The 18,434-nt window shown below is 63.5% G+C and carries 19 protein-coding genes; 7 read left to right on the forward strand and 12 right to left on the reverse strand.

Annotated elements, in window-relative coordinates; genetic code table 11:
* The 4 genes from CSW57_RS00585 to CSW57_RS00600 all read right to left on the reverse strand — a co-directional run.
* On the reverse strand, positions 1 to 421 hold a 421-nt coding region (locus CSW57_RS00585), incomplete at its 3' end, for a hypothetical protein (RefSeq protein WP_223248964.1).
* 4 nt (positions 422 to 425) lie between these two features.
* Entirely contained in the window at positions 426 to 680 is a 255-nt protein-coding gene (locus CSW57_RS00590; RefSeq protein WP_099381022.1) for a hypothetical protein, read from the reverse strand.
* Between the two features lie 48 nt (positions 681 to 728).
* On the reverse strand, positions 729 to 1,709 hold the full coding sequence (locus CSW57_RS00595) for a glycine-rich protein (protein WP_370623866.1): 981 nt from the start codon (positions 1,707 to 1,709) through the stop codon (positions 729 to 731).
* A gap of 229 nt (positions 1,710 to 1,938) precedes the next feature.
* Positions 1,939 to 2,367, reverse strand: coding sequence for an ester cyclase (locus CSW57_RS00600; protein ID WP_099381933.1), 429 nt, complete (start codon positions 2,365 to 2,367; stop codon positions 1,939 to 1,941).
* Positions 2,368 to 2,613: 246 nt separating this feature from the next.
* Here CSW57_RS00600 and CSW57_RS00605 point away from each other — a divergent pair, with 246 nt between their 5' ends.
* Together CSW57_RS00605 and CSW57_RS24360 are read left to right on the forward strand one after the other, a co-directional pair.
* Positions 2,614 to 3,246, forward strand: a complete 633-nt coding sequence (locus tag CSW57_RS00605) for a response regulator transcription factor (protein WP_099381024.1) — start codon at positions 2,614 to 2,616, stop codon at positions 3,244 to 3,246.
* A gap of 32 nt (positions 3,247 to 3,278) precedes the next feature.
* Entirely contained in the window at positions 3,279 to 5,636 is a 2,358-nt protein-coding gene (locus CSW57_RS24360; RefSeq protein ID WP_189339091.1) for an ATP-binding protein, read from the forward strand.
* 93 nt (positions 5,637 to 5,729) lie between these two features.
* Here the strand turns inward: CSW57_RS24360 and CSW57_RS00615 are convergent, their stop codons facing one another.
* From CSW57_RS00615 to CSW57_RS00635, 5 genes are all read right to left on the reverse strand, one after another.
* The gene (locus CSW57_RS00615; RefSeq protein ID WP_099381025.1) at positions 5,730 to 6,968 is read right to left on the reverse strand and encodes a glycosyltransferase 87 family protein; all 1,239 of its coding nucleotides are present in this window, start codon (positions 6,966 to 6,968) and stop codon (positions 5,730 to 5,732) included.
* A 217-nt stretch (positions 6,969 to 7,185) separates the two neighbouring features.
* Positions 7,186 to 7,503 carry a hypothetical protein gene (locus CSW57_RS00620; RefSeq protein ID WP_099381026.1) on the reverse strand — a complete coding sequence of 106 codons (318 nt, stop codon included), beginning with the start codon at positions 7,501 to 7,503 and terminating at the stop codon, positions 7,186 to 7,188.
* A gap of 14 nt (positions 7,504 to 7,517) precedes the next feature.
* Positions 7,518 to 8,006, reverse strand: a complete 489-nt coding sequence (locus CSW57_RS00625; protein ID WP_223248965.1) for a DUF1453 domain-containing protein — start codon at positions 8,004 to 8,006, stop codon at positions 7,518 to 7,520.
* Between the two features lie 60 nt (positions 8,007 to 8,066).
* Complete coding sequence (locus CSW57_RS00630) at positions 8,067 to 8,375, reverse strand: hypothetical protein (RefSeq protein ID WP_143696436.1); 309 nt, start codon at positions 8,373 to 8,375, stop codon at positions 8,067 to 8,069.
* Positions 8,376 to 8,754: 379 nt separating this feature from the next.
* Positions 8,755 to 9,537: a TetR-like C-terminal domain-containing protein gene (locus tag CSW57_RS00635; RefSeq protein ID WP_099381934.1), complete on the reverse strand. Its 783-nt coding sequence runs from the start codon at positions 9,535 to 9,537 to the stop codon at positions 8,755 to 8,757.
* 155 nt (positions 9,538 to 9,692) lie between these two features.
* Here CSW57_RS00635 and CSW57_RS00640 point away from each other — a divergent pair, with 155 nt between their 5' ends.
* From CSW57_RS00640 to CSW57_RS00655, 4 genes are all read left to right on the forward strand, one after another.
* On the forward strand, positions 9,693 to 10,259 hold the full coding sequence (locus CSW57_RS00640; protein ID WP_223248966.1) for a hypothetical protein: 567 nt from the start codon (positions 9,693 to 9,695) through the stop codon (positions 10,257 to 10,259).
* A 272-nt stretch (positions 10,260 to 10,531) separates the two neighbouring features.
* A complete protein-coding gene (locus CSW57_RS24200; RefSeq protein ID WP_143696437.1) occupies positions 10,532 to 10,921 on the forward strand; it encodes a hypothetical protein in 390 nt (129 codons plus the stop codon).
* 180 nt (positions 10,922 to 11,101) lie between these two features.
* Positions 11,102 to 11,485: an ACT domain-containing protein gene (locus tag CSW57_RS00650; protein ID WP_189339092.1), complete on the forward strand. Its 384-nt coding sequence runs from the start codon at positions 11,102 to 11,104 to the stop codon at positions 11,483 to 11,485.
* A 93-nt stretch (positions 11,486 to 11,578) separates the two neighbouring features.
* Complete coding sequence (locus CSW57_RS00655; protein ID WP_099381032.1) at positions 11,579 to 12,466, forward strand: DUF5996 family protein; 888 nt, start codon at positions 11,579 to 11,581, stop codon at positions 12,464 to 12,466.
* Between the two features lie 52 nt (positions 12,467 to 12,518).
* On the opposite strand, the gene CSW57_RS00660 is transcribed toward CSW57_RS00655, so the two are convergent.
* Positions 12,519 to 13,193, reverse strand: coding sequence for a TetR/AcrR family transcriptional regulator (locus CSW57_RS00660; protein ID WP_099381033.1), 675 nt, complete (start codon positions 13,191 to 13,193; stop codon positions 12,519 to 12,521).
* Between the two features lie 100 nt (positions 13,194 to 13,293).
* Here CSW57_RS00660 and CSW57_RS00665 point away from each other — a divergent pair, with 100 nt between their 5' ends.
* Positions 13,294 to 14,454 carry an acyl-CoA dehydrogenase gene (locus CSW57_RS00665; RefSeq protein ID WP_099381935.1) on the forward strand — a complete coding sequence of 387 codons (1,161 nt, stop codon included), beginning with the start codon at positions 13,294 to 13,296 and terminating at the stop codon, positions 14,452 to 14,454.
* A 94-nt stretch (positions 14,455 to 14,548) separates the two neighbouring features.
* Here CSW57_RS00665 and CSW57_RS00670 read toward each other — a convergent pair whose 3' ends face one another.
* Both CSW57_RS00670 and CSW57_RS00675 read right to left on the reverse strand, forming a co-directional pair.
* Complete coding sequence (locus CSW57_RS00670) at positions 14,549 to 18,001, reverse strand: ATP-binding protein (protein WP_099381034.1); 3,453 nt, start codon at positions 17,999 to 18,001, stop codon at positions 14,549 to 14,551.
* 62 nt (positions 18,002 to 18,063) lie between these two features.
* Complete coding sequence (locus CSW57_RS00675) at positions 18,064 to 18,426, reverse strand: ArsR/SmtB family transcription factor (RefSeq protein WP_099381035.1); 363 nt, start codon at positions 18,424 to 18,426, stop codon at positions 18,064 to 18,066.
* Between the last annotated feature and the right edge of the window lie 8 nt (positions 18,427 to 18,434).

Consider the following 18,434-nt stretch of genomic DNA (forward strand, 5'->3'; position numbering starts at 1 on the left):
GTCTGAAAGGGCACGCCGCCGGAACCAGGTACTGCGGAATGCTTATCGCACGGTCACTGTGTCGGCGGCGTGCCCTTTCAGACAGTAGGGCTGCGAACGTGCCGTAAATGCTCATGTAGCCGAAATCGAGCCACACCGATTTACGCGCCGCCGCAACGCCTTGCGGTCCCCAGGTGCTGATGATCTCGGTTGCGCGCCGATGCGTTCCGGCGACCTCCAGAGCGATGATTCCTGGGCCGCCCGTCTCGTGCATCAAACGCTCATACCGCCACATCACCACCGTGGCCGCGGCGAAAACACCGCCGGCACATCGCGTTGCCAGCCTCAGCACCTCGCGTTCGTGCGACCGTGCCGGCGGTGTTGCGCATCGCCCGTTCATGTTCGCCGCCATCGTCCCTCCCAGCTCGAGTTGCCCGGCCACAACGTTACTGTCGCGGGGTGTTGCGCTGGAAGGCACGTGACGCCGCATAGGTGAAGATGAGGGCAAGCCCCAGTGGCACCGCCATGGTGGCCACCACACCGCGGATGGTGAAGGTGTTGTCCTCGTCGGCGAGGCCGCCGATGACGCGTCCACCGACCTGGATGATCATCAAATACAGCACAACGACGAGGGCGAACGCCCAATAGGTCAGAGAACGAGATGGGTTTCGGCCCGAGGTCGGGGACGCGTTCGCGGTCATGCGTCAGCGTAAGCGGCTTCCTGGGGCGACCGGAATGGCCCGTTTGTGTCAGCTGCTGCCGAGACTTCCTGGGGTGATGCAGATCAACCCGGTGCAGGGGGGCTTGGGTAGCTGGTAGGTGATGGTGATCGAGGGGGCTTCTGCGCTCAGCGCAGTCGCGCCTCCCGCGGGATGCAGGGAGGAGCCGCCGCCGCCGCTTCCAAGAGCATCAACTGAGCCGCCGCCGCCGCCGTAGAGTCCGCCACCGCCACCTCCGCCACCGATGATCGTGCTTACACCTTGGCCGGCGATGACTGATCCGCCATCTCCGCCGACACCGAGCCGGCCTGGTTTTCCGAAGCCGACTGAGCTGAACCGGCTTTGTCCTCCTGCGCCTCCGGCGGTGGCTGTGGCTGCCTGGCCGGCTTCGACTTGGGTGCTGGGGGTATCTGCATCGTTGCCGTCGAGGAAGTAGGTGGCGCCACCGCCACCGGCTGCGACGAGCACCCGAGAGGTGAGGTCAGTTGCGTCGGTGCGTACATCGGATGCGCCGCCGCCGCCCGCTCCGGGAGCCTGATCTTCACGACCTGGCCAGTAGGGACGACCTCCGTTGCCGCCGCCATTGGCGCCTGCTGCCCCTGGGGTGTCGTCGGGTCCTTCGACGGTGTCTCCGCCGTTGCCCCCGACCACTGCGAACAGTGTCCTTGTCCCGGTTGGCATCGACACCGTTCCTGTCACCACTGCCCCCTGACCACCTGACGAATGTGCGAATGTTCCTTGGTGGGACCCACCGCGGCCACCTACAGCGCTCACCTGCACCGACCCCACGTTCAGTGGCACAGTCAGGGCGTGGGTGCCTGCGGTGGTGTAGATGCACCGAACCACCCCGGCGCGGTCCGGCTGCGTACACCCTGCCGTTGGCGGCTCGGCCGAGGCCATCCCGGGGCCCACCAGCAACGCGCCGAGCATTGACACTGCGCCCGCTGCCGCGATCGCACCGTGTGGTCGCACTCCTGGCCGTACCCTGTTCCTCCCCGTCATGGCACACATCCATTCTCTGTCAACATCTTTGAGCAGCGCCCCGGGCCAGCACGCCAGGCGACGATAACCGCGCGGAGCTGTAGTTCAACAGTCCCCGAAATGGGACGGTGTCGACGGCGTCGTCCTCGCTGAGCTGCCAAGCGAACAGCACGTGGCGGCGTCCTTTTGCGGCTTCGTCTGACAGGCGGTCGGGGCAAGGGCGGTCACGCGACTGAGCCACCTTTTGGTAGCGCTGGTTCTATTGTGCGGGAGTGTGTTCGACCGGTAGTAGCCCGAGCTGGGCAAGGAAATCGAGTTGGTCGAAGTAGAGGTGTTCAGAAGCGAGTTCGGATGCACGAACGACGTAGCTGGCGCTCCAGCGGAACGACACCGCCTTGCCGGTCGCATGCACGGGCCCGGACGGACTGTGCAAGATGCCGTCGTGAGTGCCGTTGAACGCACCTTCGACCGAGACGTGGTCACCGTCGATGATGGCCGAGTTGACGCTGAGCGTGCCATCGGAGAAGGCGTGTTGGAACACTGACAGGAAACCCAGCACTTCGTCGCGGCCGGTGAAGGTTCCGCCAGGCGATACGAGTTCAGCGTCGGTGGCCCACGGTTCTGTGTCCGGGGTGCGATTGTTGAAAGCGTCGATGTGCTGATCGATGATGGTTCGGCTGCTACTCATGGCATGAGGTTCCATTACTGTTGAGGCGTTTGATGTTTCGGACGTACGGGGTGCGGCGGCTTGCCATGCTCGGCCAGGATAGAGCGTGGGGATCGGGTGGGTTAGTCCCATAACTGGGGGGATCAGCTTCGATACGCGACGTCGAAGAATGTCTGCGGGGGCCTGTCCATGGCGGTAGTTTGAGTGACTGGGGCCGATCTGCTGTCGGGGTGGATGGAGTGAGCTGTGTCTGGGTGTCGGGTGGGAATGGTCGACGATCATCAGTCCCCGGTGTGGGGAATCGAGCGGGTCGTGTCCGAGTGTGCGGATCTGGAGTGGGTGGGTGCCGGGACATCGGTGCCGCAGTTGATGGCGTTGGCACCGAATGTAGATGTGGTGGTGCTCGATCTGAGATTGGCTGACGGGTCGAGTCCCCAAGACAACGTGGAGCAGTTGCACCAGGCGGGTGCGCAGGTGTTGGTGTACACGTCGGGGGAGTATCCGGAGCTGTTGCGGTCGGCTGCGCGGGCAGGGGCGCTGGGCGTGGTTCTCAAATCGGCGCCGCAGCGAGATGTGCTCGCTGCGATCAGGGCGGCCGGGCGGGGTGAGGCGGTGTTGGGTACCGAGTGGGCCGCGGCGATCGACGGTGATCCCGATCTTGTTGCAGTGCACCTGAGTCCACAGTTGCAGCGGGTGCTGGCGCTATACGCCTCGGGCGAGACCTCGGGGCGGGTAGCCCAGCAAGTGGGGGTGCAGGTCGATACCGTCCACGAGTACCTCAAGCGCATTCGGGAGAAGTATGCACAGGCCGGACGGCCTGCCCGCTCGAAGCTCGACCTCTTCAAGCGGGCCGTGGAGGATGGCTGGCTCCCGATGCCTGGGCGCACACCGCGCCAGTGAGTACCGTGCCCTACGTCCAAAGCGCCGTTGGCATGGCTGTACGAGCCAGGTCGGCGATGCGCCCCGCGGCCGCGGTCGACGGCGCGTGGATTGTCCGTCTGGTGGCCCGGTTCATCGGAGCGGGATATGTGGCTTACTTTGCAGTGGCACTGCCAGAGATGTGGCGTGAGGCGGCGGTGGTTTCGGGATGGTGGACGCCGACGGCGATCGTGGTGGTGTTCGGCCCAGGCGTTGCGTTGTTGGCGGCAACGTTTGGCACTGGTACGCGCTATGTTCGGGTTTTCGCGGTGGCGGCCGTGGCGGGGTATGTGGTGGCAGCGGCGGGGTGGCTGGTGGCGTGGACGGGGGAAGGTCTCACCGGGACCCGCGGTACATGGTTGGTGACGTTTTCGGGGTTGGTCGGGTTGTGCGCCGCGCTGGTGTGGCGGCCGGTCTGGGTGTGTGCGGTGCAAGCGGCCGCCACCGCAGGATCGTCGGTGATCAATCAACTGCCGTTGCGGACGCCGCAGGACCTGTGGGTGCGGGTCAGTACAGAAACTGTGTGGGCCTTGGGATTCAGCGGTGTTTTCGTCGCCGGAGTGATGATGGCTGTACGTACCGCCGGGGAGCTGGATGCCACCCGTGAGGAGGTGGGCCGAGACGCTGCGTCCGCCGCGGCACGGGTTGCCCGTGATGGCGAACGCGCCCGGTTTGATGCCCTGGTGCACGATCGGGTGATTGCCACGCTGCTCGAGGCTGCCCGTACCAACACCCCCCGACGTCTGCCGGCGCAGGCGAGGGCGGCGCTGACCGCACTCGATGGGCTTGCCGCCCCTACCGGCGACAGCGCCCCAGAATCGGCGGCAGCGGTGATGAAGCGGCTACAGCGAGCCCTGGCAGACTGCGACCACGACGTCGCGCTGACCACCTACGTCCACGACCCGGCTCTGACGTTCCCGGTAGACGCTGTGTCGGCAGTTGCTGCTGCCATGGCAGAAGCAGTGCGTAACAGCGCATCACACGCAGGGCCGGCCGCCCACACCCGGGTCAACATCGAGCTCGCTGCCGGTCGACTCAAGGTCGACGTCGTCGACTCCGGTCAAGGATTTGATCCCGAGACGGCAGGGATGGGCCGTTTCGGAATCGCAGGCAGTATCACCGCACGGTTGAAGAGTGTGCCTGGTGGCCGTTCGGCGATCGTCAGTCAACGAGGTGCTGGAACCGTGGTCGAACTCGAATGGGCGCAACCCGCGGGCCCGGGTACACCGCGAACAGCGTCATCGACCGGTTCCCTCGGCGGTGTCTCGTCCCGATCACGCGGTCGTGCACTCCGGGCGCTCCACCGGCGGCAGATACTGCTGGATGGGGCTGAGGGTGCGCATCGTGGTGATGCCTCCACGATCATCGGCATGCAAACCAGATGGGCAACGGCGGTGGCCGCGGGGTTTGTGGCCTGCGCTGTCGTAGCGACGGCGGGCTCTTTCGCTTCTGGCATGTCACTTGCTCCGGCGATGGGGTCATTGGCGCTACTGGCGGCGGGAGTTGTCGTGGTCGTCGCTGCGCGCGGAGATCCCATTCACCGGTGGGCGGGGATGGTCTGCGCGGCGGTCCCGGCGTTGCAGATCGCCGTGGTGTGGCCGGGCCTTCCAGTTCCTCTGAGCGATCCGCTGCAGGCCTCAGCGACCGTCGGTGGCGGCGTGGTCGTGTGTGCGTTCCTGTGCGTTCGGGGTCGGGTCGGCTGGGCGTGGGCCGGTCAGGTCGCGGCATGTGCGGTGTACGCATGGTGGGGAATCGCGACAGGTCAGGGACCGGAGGTGGCAGTGCCGGTGTACCTGTCGAACGCGGGAGTGATGATGATGGCCACCTTTTTTGCAGCGATCTTGCGTCCTGCCGCCCGTGATATTTACAGGTTGCGTGCTGAACACGCTGCGCGCAGTGCCGAGCGGGCTGCTATCGAAGCGGCTCGGGTCGAACGCGCCTATCAACTCCGACGTCTCGATGAACTGGCCCGGCCCATGCTCACCGCAATAGCTGACCAGGCCGGGTTGTCAGATCAACAGCGAACGAACGCAACTCTTCTCGAGGCGCGCCTGCGCGACAGCATCCGTGCCAGAGCGTTCGACACTCCGGACGTGGCTCGGGCGGCATGGGCGGCCCGGGCCCGCGGTGTCTCTGTGCTGTTGTTCGACGACGGCGCCTTAGATGACGCCGAAACCCTCGTCGCCGCCCGTCTTCAGCACGCCGCGGCCCTGCACCTCGATGCCGCGCAATCGGGTTCAGTCACTATTCGCGTCGCGCCCCCGGGACGCCCACACCTGGCCACCGTCATCGAGGCCACCGCCAGCGCCACGGTGCGCCACGAATACGACCACGCCGCTTGCGAAAGCGCGCAGACAGTCGAAACGAAGTGAATCCCGGGTGTGCCACGGCGAGCACACCCGGAAATCGAGGAACTACATGGACGCCGACGTTGAGAAGCGGGCAAGGGTGTCATGCCGGTACGGCTATCGGCGTCGGGACACAAGAATTGACGAGGTGACGACGACGAATATCAGCACGTAGCACCCGGCGTAAAGGGGGACGGTCAGCTGTTGCCACCAGTGAGGGTTGTCGGGCCGAGGCAGCATGAACAGTCCGATGCCGATGACGTGGTCGGTGTCGCGCCAGGGTCCGCTGCCCCAATAGTTCCACCACCACGCGAACACCGGGACCGCCAGGGCCGCGGGCGCCATCAACCGCAGTGCGGAAGGACGTGTGCATGCGGAGTGCAGCGTGATGATGAACAGAGGCACGAACCAGACCCAGTGGTGGCCCCAGGAGAACGGGGACACCGCGGTTGCGGTCATCGCTGTCACGGTGATGGCCAGAAGTTCCTGACGCTGATGGTGGGCGACGGCAGCGGCCCACAAACCCAGGCCCAGTGCCGGTAGGGCGGCGCAGAGCCACAACCACATGGGTGACTCGAACGTCCCGGTGGCGTCATTGAGGTAGCGGGTGATGTCGTAGAACCGGAGCATCTGGGCGAAGAAACCGTTGATGGATTGGTTGGCCGGGGCGTCGACGCCACCGACGTTCGCTGCATCAAGGAACCGTCCACTCCAGTACGTCCACGAATCGTGAGGCGCAACAACGTAACCCACGACGATCGTGGACGTGAATCCGAGCAGCCCGTTGAGACAGGCTCGCCATTGTCGGGTGAGCATCAGATAGATGAGAAACAACAGCGGGGTGAGTTTGATGCCGGCCGCTACGCCGACTCCGAACCCCCGCAGCCGTGACTTACTGGGTTGGAGAAGGTCACACAGAATCAGTGCCATCAGGAAGACATTGATCTGGCCAAACCAGAAGGTGTCGCGGATCGGTTCGAATGAAGTGACGACGAAGGCCAAGAACACAGACGACAGCGCAGTTCGGATGGTGACCCGATAGCCCAGGCTGCACATTGAACGGCCCACCACGAAGACGAGAGCAGCGAAAGTGGCACTCCACCAGACGATATTGGCGAGGTGCTGGCTCATCACCGCTAGTGGTGTGAAAAGTGCAGCGGCGAACGGGGTGTAAGTCCACTGCATTCCCCACAGCACAGGCCCGTTGTAGAGGCCGGTACCCGCGCGGACAGCCTGCGCGCCGGCACGGTAGATCTGCAGATCGGCGTAATTGCCGAAAATCGAGTAGTGCGGATCGGTGATCGGTATCGCGACTACATGCCATATTCCCACCGCCACCGCCGCTGCGGCGACCACCGCAACGTGCCCCCAACTAGGGCCCCGAAATCCCTCGTGCGGCGACGTCGTAATCGGGGAGGGCCCGGAGTCGGAGTCTTCTGGCGACCCCGGGCGGAAACCTGCAGCTAGCCGGGCGGGCGCTGAGAAGCCGGGCGCGGGCCGAGCATTCACGCCGCGGGTTCTGCTGTCTGGTACCGCTGTCCTACCCGGTGCCACTGTCCCGGAGGTGTAGTGCTCATTGCGACGCGGGTGGGTTGATGTTGGTGTTGCGGGTGACGCCGGTCAGGTTCGGTGGTGTTTCGCGCGTCACGCCGGTCAAGTCAGGAGGGTCCGTCGTTGTTGTCGGCGGCTCCACTGTGGTCGTGCTCCTGCCTCCGCCCCCTGCGCCGTTGCTGCCGCTGTCGTGATCAGCGGAATCGGTTGCGGTAGTGGTGATTACTGATGATGACGAGCTGGGGGTCGATGCGGAGTCGTCATCGGTGCACGCGGCGGTCAGCAGGAGCAGTCCCGCACACAGTGCTGCCGTTGTCGCGGCGTAGGTCCGTCGTCTCATAGTGTCGGGTCTCCTCATGGTCGATGACTGGACGGTGTGCGGCGGGCGTCGGTTCGGTCGGTTGTGCGGGGATGTAGGGGTTGCGCCCGGCGCCACAGTAATTCGGCCTGCACGGCGATCATGGTGCCGATCATGATGACGATTTCGCCGATTCCGCCGTGGTCGCTGTTGCCGAGTAGGTAGGCGGCGGTACCGAGACCAAACTTGACGACGACCATGGCCACGAAGATGCCGATGGTGAACGTCGTGCCCTGGACGTAAACGCGCCCATCAGCTTCACGCCACAGTCGGGTGTAGCGGCCTCGGATCAGACCCACCACCACGCTCAGGGCGATGCTGGCGGCCAGGAAGCCGTAGCCGATCACTCCGACCGGCAAGTGCAGCCCACCGATGACGAGTCCGACGACGATGTAGATCAAAGCCATCTTGAACCGGGAAGAGCCCACCAATTCGTGTCTGCGGGACTGCCGGTACACGGCGTATCCAATGAATCCTACGAGCACCACTAGTTCGTAAACAGTCATCTATCAAGCACTTTCGACATAGCGTTCGAGGCGGAAAATCTAGGGAATGATGTTGTGCGGTACGAGATCGCCGACGTTCAGCGGGGGCAATACCCGGACCGCGATCATGATCCCGTCACACAGCACCCACGCAGGGCTTCCGGTCGTGCACACGTAATGATCGGTTTTGTCCCAGTTCAGACACTCCCGATAGCACCAGGTCAGCCCGTCCCGCTGCTCAGTCCATGGCGGCGACGTCGGTTTAGGAACATCGACATGATCAGCCCCCGCGGTACCGACAGCTCCGAACACGACTGCCGGCACCGCCAGCGCACCGATCACAGCGGAACGAAGAGCATTCTTACGCATCGACATCGACCTTTCAGTGGGTGCCGCATGGGGTCTTTCCCCAACGGCCGCAGTGCATGAACGTGAGCGGCGCACCAGCTTCCGGCTCTGGCGGGCGGTCCGCCAAGATCGTATGAAGACGTGTTGCCGGGAGGTAAGTCCCACAATTGGGGGGGAGTGGGGGAGTGCAAGGGCAGTGGCGTGGATTGTCCAGACTCAGGCTCCCCATCGACCGTCCGCCAACGCGCTGGCAGCTCGGCGGGGCCCGATCGCCTTTGAACCAGCTACGTACGAGAAGCGCCCGAAACTTTCATCACTGATGACGAGACGGACTGAGCTGCAAGAGTCGTTCTAGGGTGTGAGTGGAAGCCACGCCAGATCCAGTGACGCGCGGTAGCTTTCAGTCAGGGCTGCGCCCGTTGGGTCCTCTATATCCGTCTGTGGTGGTCTCTTCGTGGTGTCTGTCTTTCACGCGTTGAGCGTGCAATTTCAATGTGGTGTCTACGCACCGATGGATTAGGTCACGGTCGATTGCTTGGTCTGACACGAGGAGTCGGTAGTAAAGGGGTGCGACGAGGGTCTCGATGACTTCGTGGGGGTTTGAGTGTGGTCGGAGTTGTCCGCGACGGATCGCACGGTCGACCACAGGCTGGGAAAGCCGAAAGCGATTTTCCCAGAACAGCGTTCGAGCGGTGGCGACGTCGGGATCGGCCGACAGGGCCAATGAGACACCTAGGAGTCGCACGATTGCCGGTTCGGCCAGAAGATGCGCGATCTGATCGGCCAGTTGATATAGATCGAGTCGGATGTCGCCAGTGTCGGGTATTGGGTTGCGCTCTGCTGCCAAGTCGGAGAGGGCATCGGCAACGAGTGACGGGGGGGTCGGCCACCGGCGGTACACGGTGGTCTGTGCGACTCCGGCCGCGGTGGCGATCGCGGCAATAGTCAGTCCCTCGAGACCTCGCTCAGCGATATGACGCAGTGTTGCATTCAGGACGTCGCGCCGAACGCGCGCGGTTCGCCCGCCATGTCGACGGGCGGTCACAGGGGCCTGGGGAACGCTCTCGCTTGTCACGTGATGCACCCCCGCATTGGCTTCCTCCGCTGATTGACCTTTGTCGAGGCCACAGCCTACTGTCGTCTTAACACTACAGAATCTAGCGTTAAGAGGTTGCCATGCCATCCGGCGGACTATCGATCAGCTCGACTTTGGGCGGCCGGACCCTGGGCCGTGAGCAGATTCTTTCCTGGGAGGGGCGCCGAATCACAGCCGCCGCAAAGCGTCTCAGGGTGGATGTGCCTGCCTCTGGGAGTGTCGCAACTCGGCGAGAAGCGCTCTTGCAGTCCAAGCTGGCCCTCGGTAGCGAGACCATCATTGATCGGCTCAGCCGAGACATTCGAGTCTCGGAGCCGTTGGCAAGGGCGCAGGCTGCTATTAGTTCGCGGCGCCGGGTCAGCGTCACGCGTCTCGCGGTGACCGGTGGGACGGCGCGGGAGTTCGTCGCGTGGTTCCGAGAGGAAACCGCCCAGTCCAACGAGCCTGCGATGCTGCGGGCATGTCCTGACCACTTCGTTATCCGAACCGGTAAGGATGGGCGTCAGGAAGTGCTCGAGACGACCGGTGGTAGCCCGCTGGCAGCAAGATTCAGCGTCGACTACACCAACGCTGAAGGGCTTGTGACACCTGCGCACCCAAAGTATCCGCTCCAGATTGCCGGGGTCGCGCTCGGCGGCAAGGACCGGCCGATTGGCGGTGTTCGGCACCAGTTTTGCGACACCGAGACGGGGTTCGAAGCGATCTTGACCGTAGAGTTCCCGTTTCCAACCCTGCCGACAATGGTCAGCCAACACCGATGGCACCTTGCTTGCGAGTTCTCGAACTGGATTGAAGACGCCCTGAGATAGTCCGATGTGCATGAGGAACCCTCACGCGCATGAGATCAGATGCATCTTGGTTTATGGTGCGACTCGTTCTTCACGCTCTCGCCGACTCAGGAAGAGCGGCTCTGAGTGAAGGTAGCCCTCATCGGTATCTACACGCTGTGCCACCTGCGGCTGATGACAAAAGTCAGAAGCCTGGTCGCCGGTCCGATAGCCGTGTGTAGCTCATCGCGGTCGAATCTACTCATAGCGGACATTGCAACGCAGAAGACAAGAGTGAGTCCTACTCTGGTCCGATGCACACGCGGCTTCGGCGTTGGAGACAACGGCGCCAACTCAACAAGCTCGGCCCACGCGCCGACATCTCAAGCCTGGCTCGTTCGTCGGTTCCATCGGATGTAATTCGCGCAGAGGCGGTTCAAGATTTTCGCTGGCAGGTGGAGATCAAAGGTCGACTGACACAAGCCCCAGGCACTCAGAAGGAGGTGGCCCGCGACCTCGGTATCCCGGTCGGGCTGGTGAACCGGCTCGCTCGCCGCCCATTCAGCATGACGATCATGGTGACCACAGCCGCCGAACCGGTGACCGTAACTTTGGAACGCTCCGAACTCGAAGATGCTCTGGGGAGCGCCGCCGCCTTGGATGAGGCGATCGTGATCTGCACCCGCTACGACTCCGCGAACTGACTCAGCAGACAAGGGCACGGCTGCACCGCCAGGGTGTCGACCATGTCGACCTCACACGTTTCTACCTGTCGTCTCCGCCCAACCAACGCAAACTCCGCATGGCCGAAAGACTTCGTGATCCTCGCCGACGAAGCAGGCATGCGTCGATGTCGGAGTCGGGTGAATGGCTACGGTGTTGTCGTGACGTCGTTGACCATCGAGATAGTTCCGCAGCGCATCGCGCGACTCGACGGCGAGTTCAAGATCGAGCACACACCGCCCGGTGTGGAAATGCCTGGCGCGCCCGACGACCTGATGGTGGCGAAGTCGCCCGAGGGCACAACTCGGGTTCGTCGAGCTGAACCCGACGAGGATGATCGCTGGCTTGCCTTCTACTCGGGTGGATCTGCACACGGGCTCGACGAGCCTGGGATGACGGTGTCGATTGCTGCGCCGCTGTCGGCGTCAGGATGTCCGATCTTTGTCGTTTCCACCGCCGTCGCAGATGTTGTACTGGTCCAGAGCGCTCAGCTGGACAGTGCTTGCGCTGCACTCCGATCGGTCGGGCACATCGTCTCGGTTTAGGCTCTGAACCGCCATCTTGCGAATTGGCCCGCTCCGTGGCCAGGCATCCATCCCGGTTGCGCGAGTCGAGCGAACTTCGGGAATCATGGGCTCATGAGCACCAGGGACGACTCTTGGCCTGCCCTTCCGGTGGACAGGTGGATCGACACCAGGGACACGGTTCAGCTGTGGACTCAGATCGTCGGTAAGACCCGGATGGCTCTCGGGCCAGAGATCAATCATTGGTGGGGTGTCGCGCTGTATGTGGACGCGCGCGGGCTCACCACGTCACTGATGGCCGTCGGCGACCGCGGCCTTGAGATCCGCTTCGACTTCATCGAGCACGAACTGCTGTTCCTCGTCACCGACGGCAGCACCCGCCGGATGAAGCTCGAACCGCGGACCGTCGCCGACTTCTACGCCGAATACACCGGTCACCTCGATGAACTCGGTTTCGACATAACGCTGGTCGGCACCCCTGTCGAACTGCCTGAGGCGATCCCGTTCGCCGAGGACACCGTGCACGCCTCGTACGACGCGGACGCCATGTGTCGCTTCTGGCGGTCACTTGTCAGTGCGCATGGTGTCCTGTCGAAGTTCCGTGGTGAGTTCCGAGGAAAGTCTTCACCCGTCCATTTCTTTTGGGGCGCATTCGATCTCGCCGTCACACGGTTCTCGGGGCGACCTGCCCCAAGGCATCCCGGTGGTATTCCGAACTGCCCCGACTGGGTCATGCACGAGGCCTACAGTGACGAGGTCTCGAGCGCTGGCTACTGGCCTGGTGGTGCTGAGGAAGGCGTCTTCTACGCATACGCGTACCCCCATCCCGACGGATATGACACCCATCCAGCCGTCGAAGCTCCTGCGTTCTGGGACGCCTCACTGGGGGAGTACGTGCTTCCGTACCATCTCGTGCGTCAGTCACCCGATCCCGGCGCCATAGTTCTGAACTTCCTTGAGCAAACACACCGCGCGGCGGCGGAAACGGCCGGCTGGACTTAGGGGGCGACAAGAAACCGGGGCCTTGGGCGAGTGGCTGGCGTGGCCTAGCGGTCTAGCGCGACGAACCCAGATCGCCTATCGCCTCGTGTATGCGCGGAAGAACTGAGTCGAGCGGTTGGTTGGTGGACAGGATCACAACCGCTGAAGTGGTCGAATCGTTCGCGCGGATGTGGAGGATTGTCCGGGCAGTCGTCATTGCGTCGGTGAACTCTTGGTGGGCGTCGGTGATGTCGCCTCGTAGCCATCGGCGCAGTACGTGGTTGTGGGCGGCGACAACTGCATTCGCAAAGAGTTCGTGGCGAAGCTGTGCGGTGGCATCGTTTGTTGTCGGTTGCAGGTGCCGGTTGAACAGTCGGACGTATTTGGAGACGGTGGCGACCTCGTAGTCGCGCAACGCGGGAACAGTTCGGGTGAGGCGATAACGCGCCTGCGCCAGTTCACCTTCGGTGAGGTAGCTGTCGAAGACTGAGCGCGCAACGTCGATCACCGCGGACGGCATCATCTCGGGGTCGGTTTCGGCGAGGTGGCTGTGGGCGCTGTGCAGCAGTGAGTCGTGGTCGGGGAACACGATGGCTTCTTTGGACCCGAAGTGGCGGAACAGTGTTGTCCGGCCGACTTTCGCGCGTGCGGCGATGTCGTCGACGCTGGTCGCGTCGTACCCGTGCTCTTCGAACAGTGCAAAAGCCGCCCGTGCAAGGCGTTGGCGGGTCGATACTGCTGCGGGCATGCCCTTTCCTGTCACTGGTACTTAGTACCACACTTGTGGTACTAAGTACCGTAGAAGGCGCCCGAGGTTCGCGCGCACAGTGATCACGAGGAGTGTTCTGATGGCCGGCAACCCCGATTTTGATCTGTTCAAGCTCGGTGAAGAGCACGACGAGTTACGTGCGGCGATTCGGGCTCTGTCGGAGAAGGAGATCGAGCCGCACGCTGCTGATGTGGATGAGAACTCCCGCTTTCCCGAGGAGGCGCTGGCGGCATTGACGGCGTCAGGGTTCAACGCGATCCATGTGCCCGAGGAGTACGACGGTCAGGGTGGTGACTCAGTAGCTGCGTGCATCGTGATCGAAGAGGTCGCGCGGGTCGATGCGTCGGCGTCGTTGATCCCGGCGGTCAACAAGTTGGGCACGATGGGCTTGATCTTGAAGGGCTCTGAGGAACTCAAGCAGCAGGTGTTGCCGTCGATCGCGTCGGGGGAGGCTATGGCGTCGTATGCGTTGTCTGAGCGTGAGGCGGGGTCGGATGCGGCGGCGATGAAGACCCGGGCCCGGGAAGAGGGCGACAACTGGGTGCTCAACGGTTCCAAGTGCTGGATCACCAACGGCGGGAAGTCGAGCTGGTACACGGTGATGGCGGTGACCGACCCAGAGAAGGGCGCCAACGGTATTTCCTCGTTCATGGTCCACAAGGATGATCCCGGGTTCACGGTGGGTCCGTTGGAGAAGAAGCTGGGTATCAAGGGTTCGCCGACGGCGGAGTTGTATTTCGAGGACTGCACCATTCCTGGTGATCGGATCATCGGGGCGCCGGGCACCGGTTTCAAGACGGCGCTTGAAACTCTTGATCACACGCGTCCGACGATTGGTGCGCAGGCTTTGGGTATTGCGCAGGGCGCCCTGGATCAGACGATCGCCTATGTCAAGGAGCGCAAGCAGTTCGGTAAGTCGATCAGTTCGTTTCAGGGTGTGGAGTTCATGTTGGCGGACATGGCGATGAAGATCGAGGCTGCTCGGTTGATGGTGTACACCTCGGCTGCGCGTGCTGAGCGTGGGGAGAAGAACTTGGGGTTCATCTCCGCGGCGGCGAAGTGCTTCGCCTCTGATGTGGCCATGCAGGTCACCACGGACGCGGTGCAGTTGTTCGGTGGGTATGGGTACACCCGCGACTTCCCCGTCGAGCGGATGATGCGTGATGCCAAGATCACCCAGATCTACGAGGGCACCAACCAGATCCAGCGTGTGGTGATGTCACGCGCACTACTGCGCTGACCCACCTGCGTGCGCGTGGCGCTGATCGTCGAGCCGACACCGGCGCGCCCGGCAATGACGAGGCGCACCTCGGAAGCGGTTGTGCCCGACATTGTTACGCCTTCCACTGACCGGCCAGTGCATCGATACGTCTGCGCACTGCGGTGGCCCCGGTGTCGTCCGCGGCACGACGCGCGCGGTCGATCGCATCCGTCGGTTGTCGGCCGGATGACTTCGCGGCCAGAAGTGCTTCGAGATACAGGGTTTCGGCGTACCAGGCGTCGAATCCACGGGCGCGGTGCACATGCAGTGCATCGTCGAGGTGTCGCCTCGCCCGATCGTACTGCCCCAGCGCAATCGACAAGTCCGCCAGATGATGGTGGGTCACGCCGTACACGACAGCCACCGCACTGATCGTCTCGTCGGCGTGATCGACCATCAGGTCGTAGACCGCCTCGCAGACGGTGGTGTTGCCGATCTGCGCGGCCACCCGACCCAGAACGGCTATCGAGCTGGCCCACACATGATTCACCTCGATGGCCGCGACGCGTGGCTTGTCGTACCAGGACAAGAGGCGGGCCGCGGATTCGACGTCGCCGACATCTGCCATCGCCAGGGCCAGAATGGGCCGGTATGAGCTGACGAGGTCGAAGCGTTCGGTCATGTCGTTTGCGGCGTCGACGATCTCACGCATGTCGCCTCGCAGGGTCCGCAGGCCGCATACGAATGCGAGAAGACGGCCGAAGGAGTAGGTCTCGATCGGTGAGGCAGGAATGCTCCGAATTTCTTCGAGTTGCTGGTCGCATTGGGAAAGGCGCCCGGCGGCAAGGGATATGCCGAAGTCGATACTCGAAACGAGCCATCCCAGCTCGCGATCGCGGCTCGTGTGGGCCGCGGAAACTCTGCCGATTGTGTGCTGCGCCTTCGCCAGTTCGCCGTTCACCACCTGCGCGCGGGCCAACCACACGGTCAGCATGGGGTCGAGCGTGCGCGTCGGCGCGATGCTGCTGATCTTTTCCAGCTCCTCGTAGGCGTCTTGGCGGATGGTGGCCATGTGCGGTGTGCGCAGAGAGACCAATACCGCTGACAGTGCTGCGATGAGTGCATCGGTGTCGTCGGCTGCTCGGGCCGCGTCGATTGCTCGGAGGAGAAGGTCACGCCTGGTGTGGTGGTCAGTGGTCCAGATCTGTTCGATGGACAGTTGCGCCAGCAGGTGGGCGGTCGACGAGCCGTCATCGCGGCCGGTCGCCTCGAGCGCGTGTAGGGCGTCGTTGAGACTGGCGATGCGTTCGTGGTCGATGTGTATGTGGACGTAGAGGATTCCGTACAAGTTGTTCGCCAGTGTCGCGGACACGTGCAGGTCGACATCGCCGAGTCGGCGTCCCATCGCTGCAGCGCCGAGCAGAGTCGAACGAAACGCCGGATTGCGTGCTTTGCGCTGTGCCCGTCCCAACTTGATGAGGAGCCGACAACGCGCAGACGAATCGCCGCGTGGGGTGAGGCGCTCAGCGGCGAACTGGTACAGCGATACAGCGTCTTCGTAGGCGCCGATCGAGTTGGCCGCATCGCCGGCTCGGATCGAGTAGTCCACTGAGCGCGGACGGTCGGAGTCGAGCCCGTGACTCAGGTGATACGCCATACGCGCGAACCCATCTGGCTCGTGATCGACTCCGTGGTCCTCGAAAGCGCGGGCGACTCGGGAATGCGCGTGGACGCGACGTACGCCTGGCATCTGAACGTAGACGGACTCTTGAACCAGTGCGTGGCGGATCATCACCTCGCTGGATGAGACGAACTCTGTGATCAATCGTGCTTGGGAGAGCTCGTCGATCGCGGCCGCGAAAGCACCGTCGTCCATGGGCTCCACCGCCGATCGCAGCACACCACGCGGTGACACCAGGCCGATGACCGAACAGACCTCCAGCAGCTCCAACGCATCGGCACCGAGGACTCTCACCCGGTGGGCAACCGACTCCGCAACGGATGTCGGCAGTTGTTGATGTGACCGGAGAGCGTCGGTCGTAAGCAGTGACGAGACAAAGAATGGCAACCCGCCCGTCCGGTCGTGCAGAGCCGCTGGATCGAGGTCGCTGCCCGACGCCTCGACCATAGCCGCCACCTGTTCAACGTCGAACGCACCGAGTTCGATGCGCTGTACACCGCGAGTTCTGGACGGACTGATCAACACCGAGCGAAGATCTGCGCGGTCGGTGAACTCTTCGCGTACGGTCGCGATGATTGTGAGACTGGCGGATTCGGATCCATGGATGACAAATCGCAGCACGTCCAGAGTGGCCGTCGACGCCCAGTGCAGGTCGTCGACCACCAACATCGTGGGGGAGCGCCGCGTGGGCGAGGTGAGCCACTCGAGGACGGCCGACATGGTCAATGCCCGGTCGTCGTCCTCGACTGAGGGGACAAGTCCGTCGCTGGTTTCCCGCACTCTCTGCGGGACCAACTTCACAAGTCCCGGGCCGGCGGTGCGGAGCCGCTCCTGCACAGTCACCGGGTCCAGGTCATCGAGTTCACGACCGATCGCCTCGACAAACGGTTCGAAGGAGACCAGCGACTCCTCGCTGCACCGACCGAACAAGACCGTTGTTCCCATCGCCCGTGCGCGGTCCATTGCTTCGAGAACGAGGGTGGTTTTGCCGGTACCGGCTTCGCCCACAACCGCGATGAACTGGCCGCGTCCGTGAGCGGCACCGATCACGGCCTCGTCGATGGTGACCCGTTCAGCCGTGCGTTCGATTCTGACCGCGCTGTTCTCTATTGACGGCGTGGCGGCCGCCACGGTGACCCGCGTCGGGTGGTCGTCGCTGCGCAGTATCTCGAGATAGAGGTTCTCGGTTTCCGCAGAAGGCGTGGTGCCCAACTCCTCGGCCAGCGCCTGCCGGCACCTGGCGGCCGCCGCCAACGCCTGGCCCCGTTCACCCAGGGCCATGTACCCGCTCATGGCGATCCGATACGCGTTCTCGCGGAAGGGATCGATGGCGATGATGGACTGGGCCGACTGCGTGGCGCGCGAATACTCGCTTGCCCTCAGTGACCCGTCGGCGTCGATCTCCAGAGCCCTGATCCGAATGCGCGTCGCCTCGGCACGGACGTGGTCTGCCCACGACCCAGTGATACCGTCCAACGGTGCAGATGTGAGCAGCCCCAGCGCTTTTCGTGCGTTGTGCAGTACCGCTTGAGGGTTGCCGAGTGAGGTGTCGCAGTACATCTCAGCGAGTTCCAGATCGGATCGCAGCGAGGCGGGCAGCGTCAAGCGAACACCGCCGCTTCGCGAACGGAGGCCGTCCGCGGGCAATCCGACGAGACGAAACGTGTCCCTGATCCGGGAGAAAAGAATACGAAGTGCCGCGTTCCACGACTGCGGGCGGTCAGCCGGCCACACGGCCTCTGCGAGTTCTTCCAACGACACATCGCGATGACGGTTGACCACGAGGAACCCGAGGACCAACGCACATCTCGGTCCGCCGACGATGCGGGGATCGGCTTCACGACCACCGAAAGTGACAGTCACACCGCCGGTGAGGCGAAACACGAGCTCCGCGTCGGCTGTCACACCCGAAGTCTATCCAGCGGGAGCGCACATGCCGGACTTCGGCGGTGTGTCAGATGTTCTTCTCACGCGGTATCGCTCGTTGCGTCGCGATCGGCCAGGCCCAGGTGCTCGATGTGGTAGATCGCCTCATCGAGCAGCATTGCGACGTGGTTGTCGTAGAGCCGATAGGTGACGTTGCGGCCCGCCCTGGTACCGGTGACCAACCCCAACGCCCGGAGTAGGCGCAGCTGATGCGAGACCGCAGACTGTTCCATGTCGACGGCCTCGGCCAAGGCGGTGACTCCGAGTGGGCTGTGCCGTAGCTCGGTGAGGATCCGCAGCCGGCTCGGGGTGGCCAAGGCCTGCAACGTGGCGGCAACGGTCGCGGCGGACTCGGCATCAAGATGCGCCGGCGGCGCTGTTTTGCCCTCGACTCCGTGACCCATGCAGCGAT

The organism is Williamsia muralis, from assembly GCF_002735905.1.
GTDB lineage: Bacteria > Actinomycetota > Actinomycetes > Mycobacteriales > Mycobacteriaceae > Williamsia > Williamsia muralis_A.

Coding starts and splice junctions, on each gene's coding strand:
- CSW57_RS00590 (WP_099381022.1), bottom strand. CDS start 680: ATGACCGCGAACGCGTCCCCGACCTCGGGCCGAAACCCATCTCGTTCT.
- CSW57_RS00595 (WP_370623866.1), bottom strand. CDS start 1,709: ATGTGTGCCATGACGGGGAGGAACAGGGTACGGCCAGGAGTGCGACCA.
- CSW57_RS00600 (WP_099381933.1), bottom strand. CDS start 2,367: ATGAGTAGCAGCCGAACCATCATCGATCAGCACATCGACGCTTTCAAC.
- CSW57_RS00605 (WP_099381024.1), top strand. CDS start 2,614: ATGGTCGACGATCATCAGTCCCCGGTGTGGGGAATCGAGCGGGTCGTG.
- CSW57_RS24360 (WP_189339091.1), top strand. CDS start 3,279: ATGGCTGTACGAGCCAGGTCGGCGATGCGCCCCGCGGCCGCGGTCGAC.
- CSW57_RS00620 (WP_099381026.1), bottom strand. CDS start 7,503: ATGAGACGACGGACCTACGCCGCGACAACGGCAGCACTGTGTGCGGGA.
- CSW57_RS00630 (WP_143696436.1), bottom strand. CDS start 8,375: ATGCGTAAGAATGCTCTTCGTTCCGCTGTGATCGGTGCGCTGGCGGTG.
- CSW57_RS00635 (WP_099381934.1), bottom strand. CDS start 9,537: ATGGCATGGCAACCTCTTAACGCTAGATTCTGTAGTGTTAAGACGACA.
- CSW57_RS24200 (WP_143696437.1), top strand. CDS start 10,532: ATGCACACGCGGCTTCGGCGTTGGAGACAACGGCGCCAACTCAACAAG.
- CSW57_RS00655 (WP_099381032.1), top strand. CDS start 11,579: ATGAGCACCAGGGACGACTCTTGGCCTGCCCTTCCGGTGGACAGGTGG.
- CSW57_RS00660 (WP_099381033.1), bottom strand. CDS start 13,193: ATGCCCGCAGCAGTATCGACCCGCCAACGCCTTGCACGGGCGGCTTTT.
- CSW57_RS00665 (WP_099381935.1), top strand. CDS start 13,294: ATGGCCGGCAACCCCGATTTTGATCTGTTCAAGCTCGGTGAAGAGCAC.
- CSW57_RS00675 (WP_099381035.1), bottom strand. CDS start 18,426: ATGGGTCACGGAGTCGAGGGCAAAACAGCGCCGCCGGCGCATCTTGAT.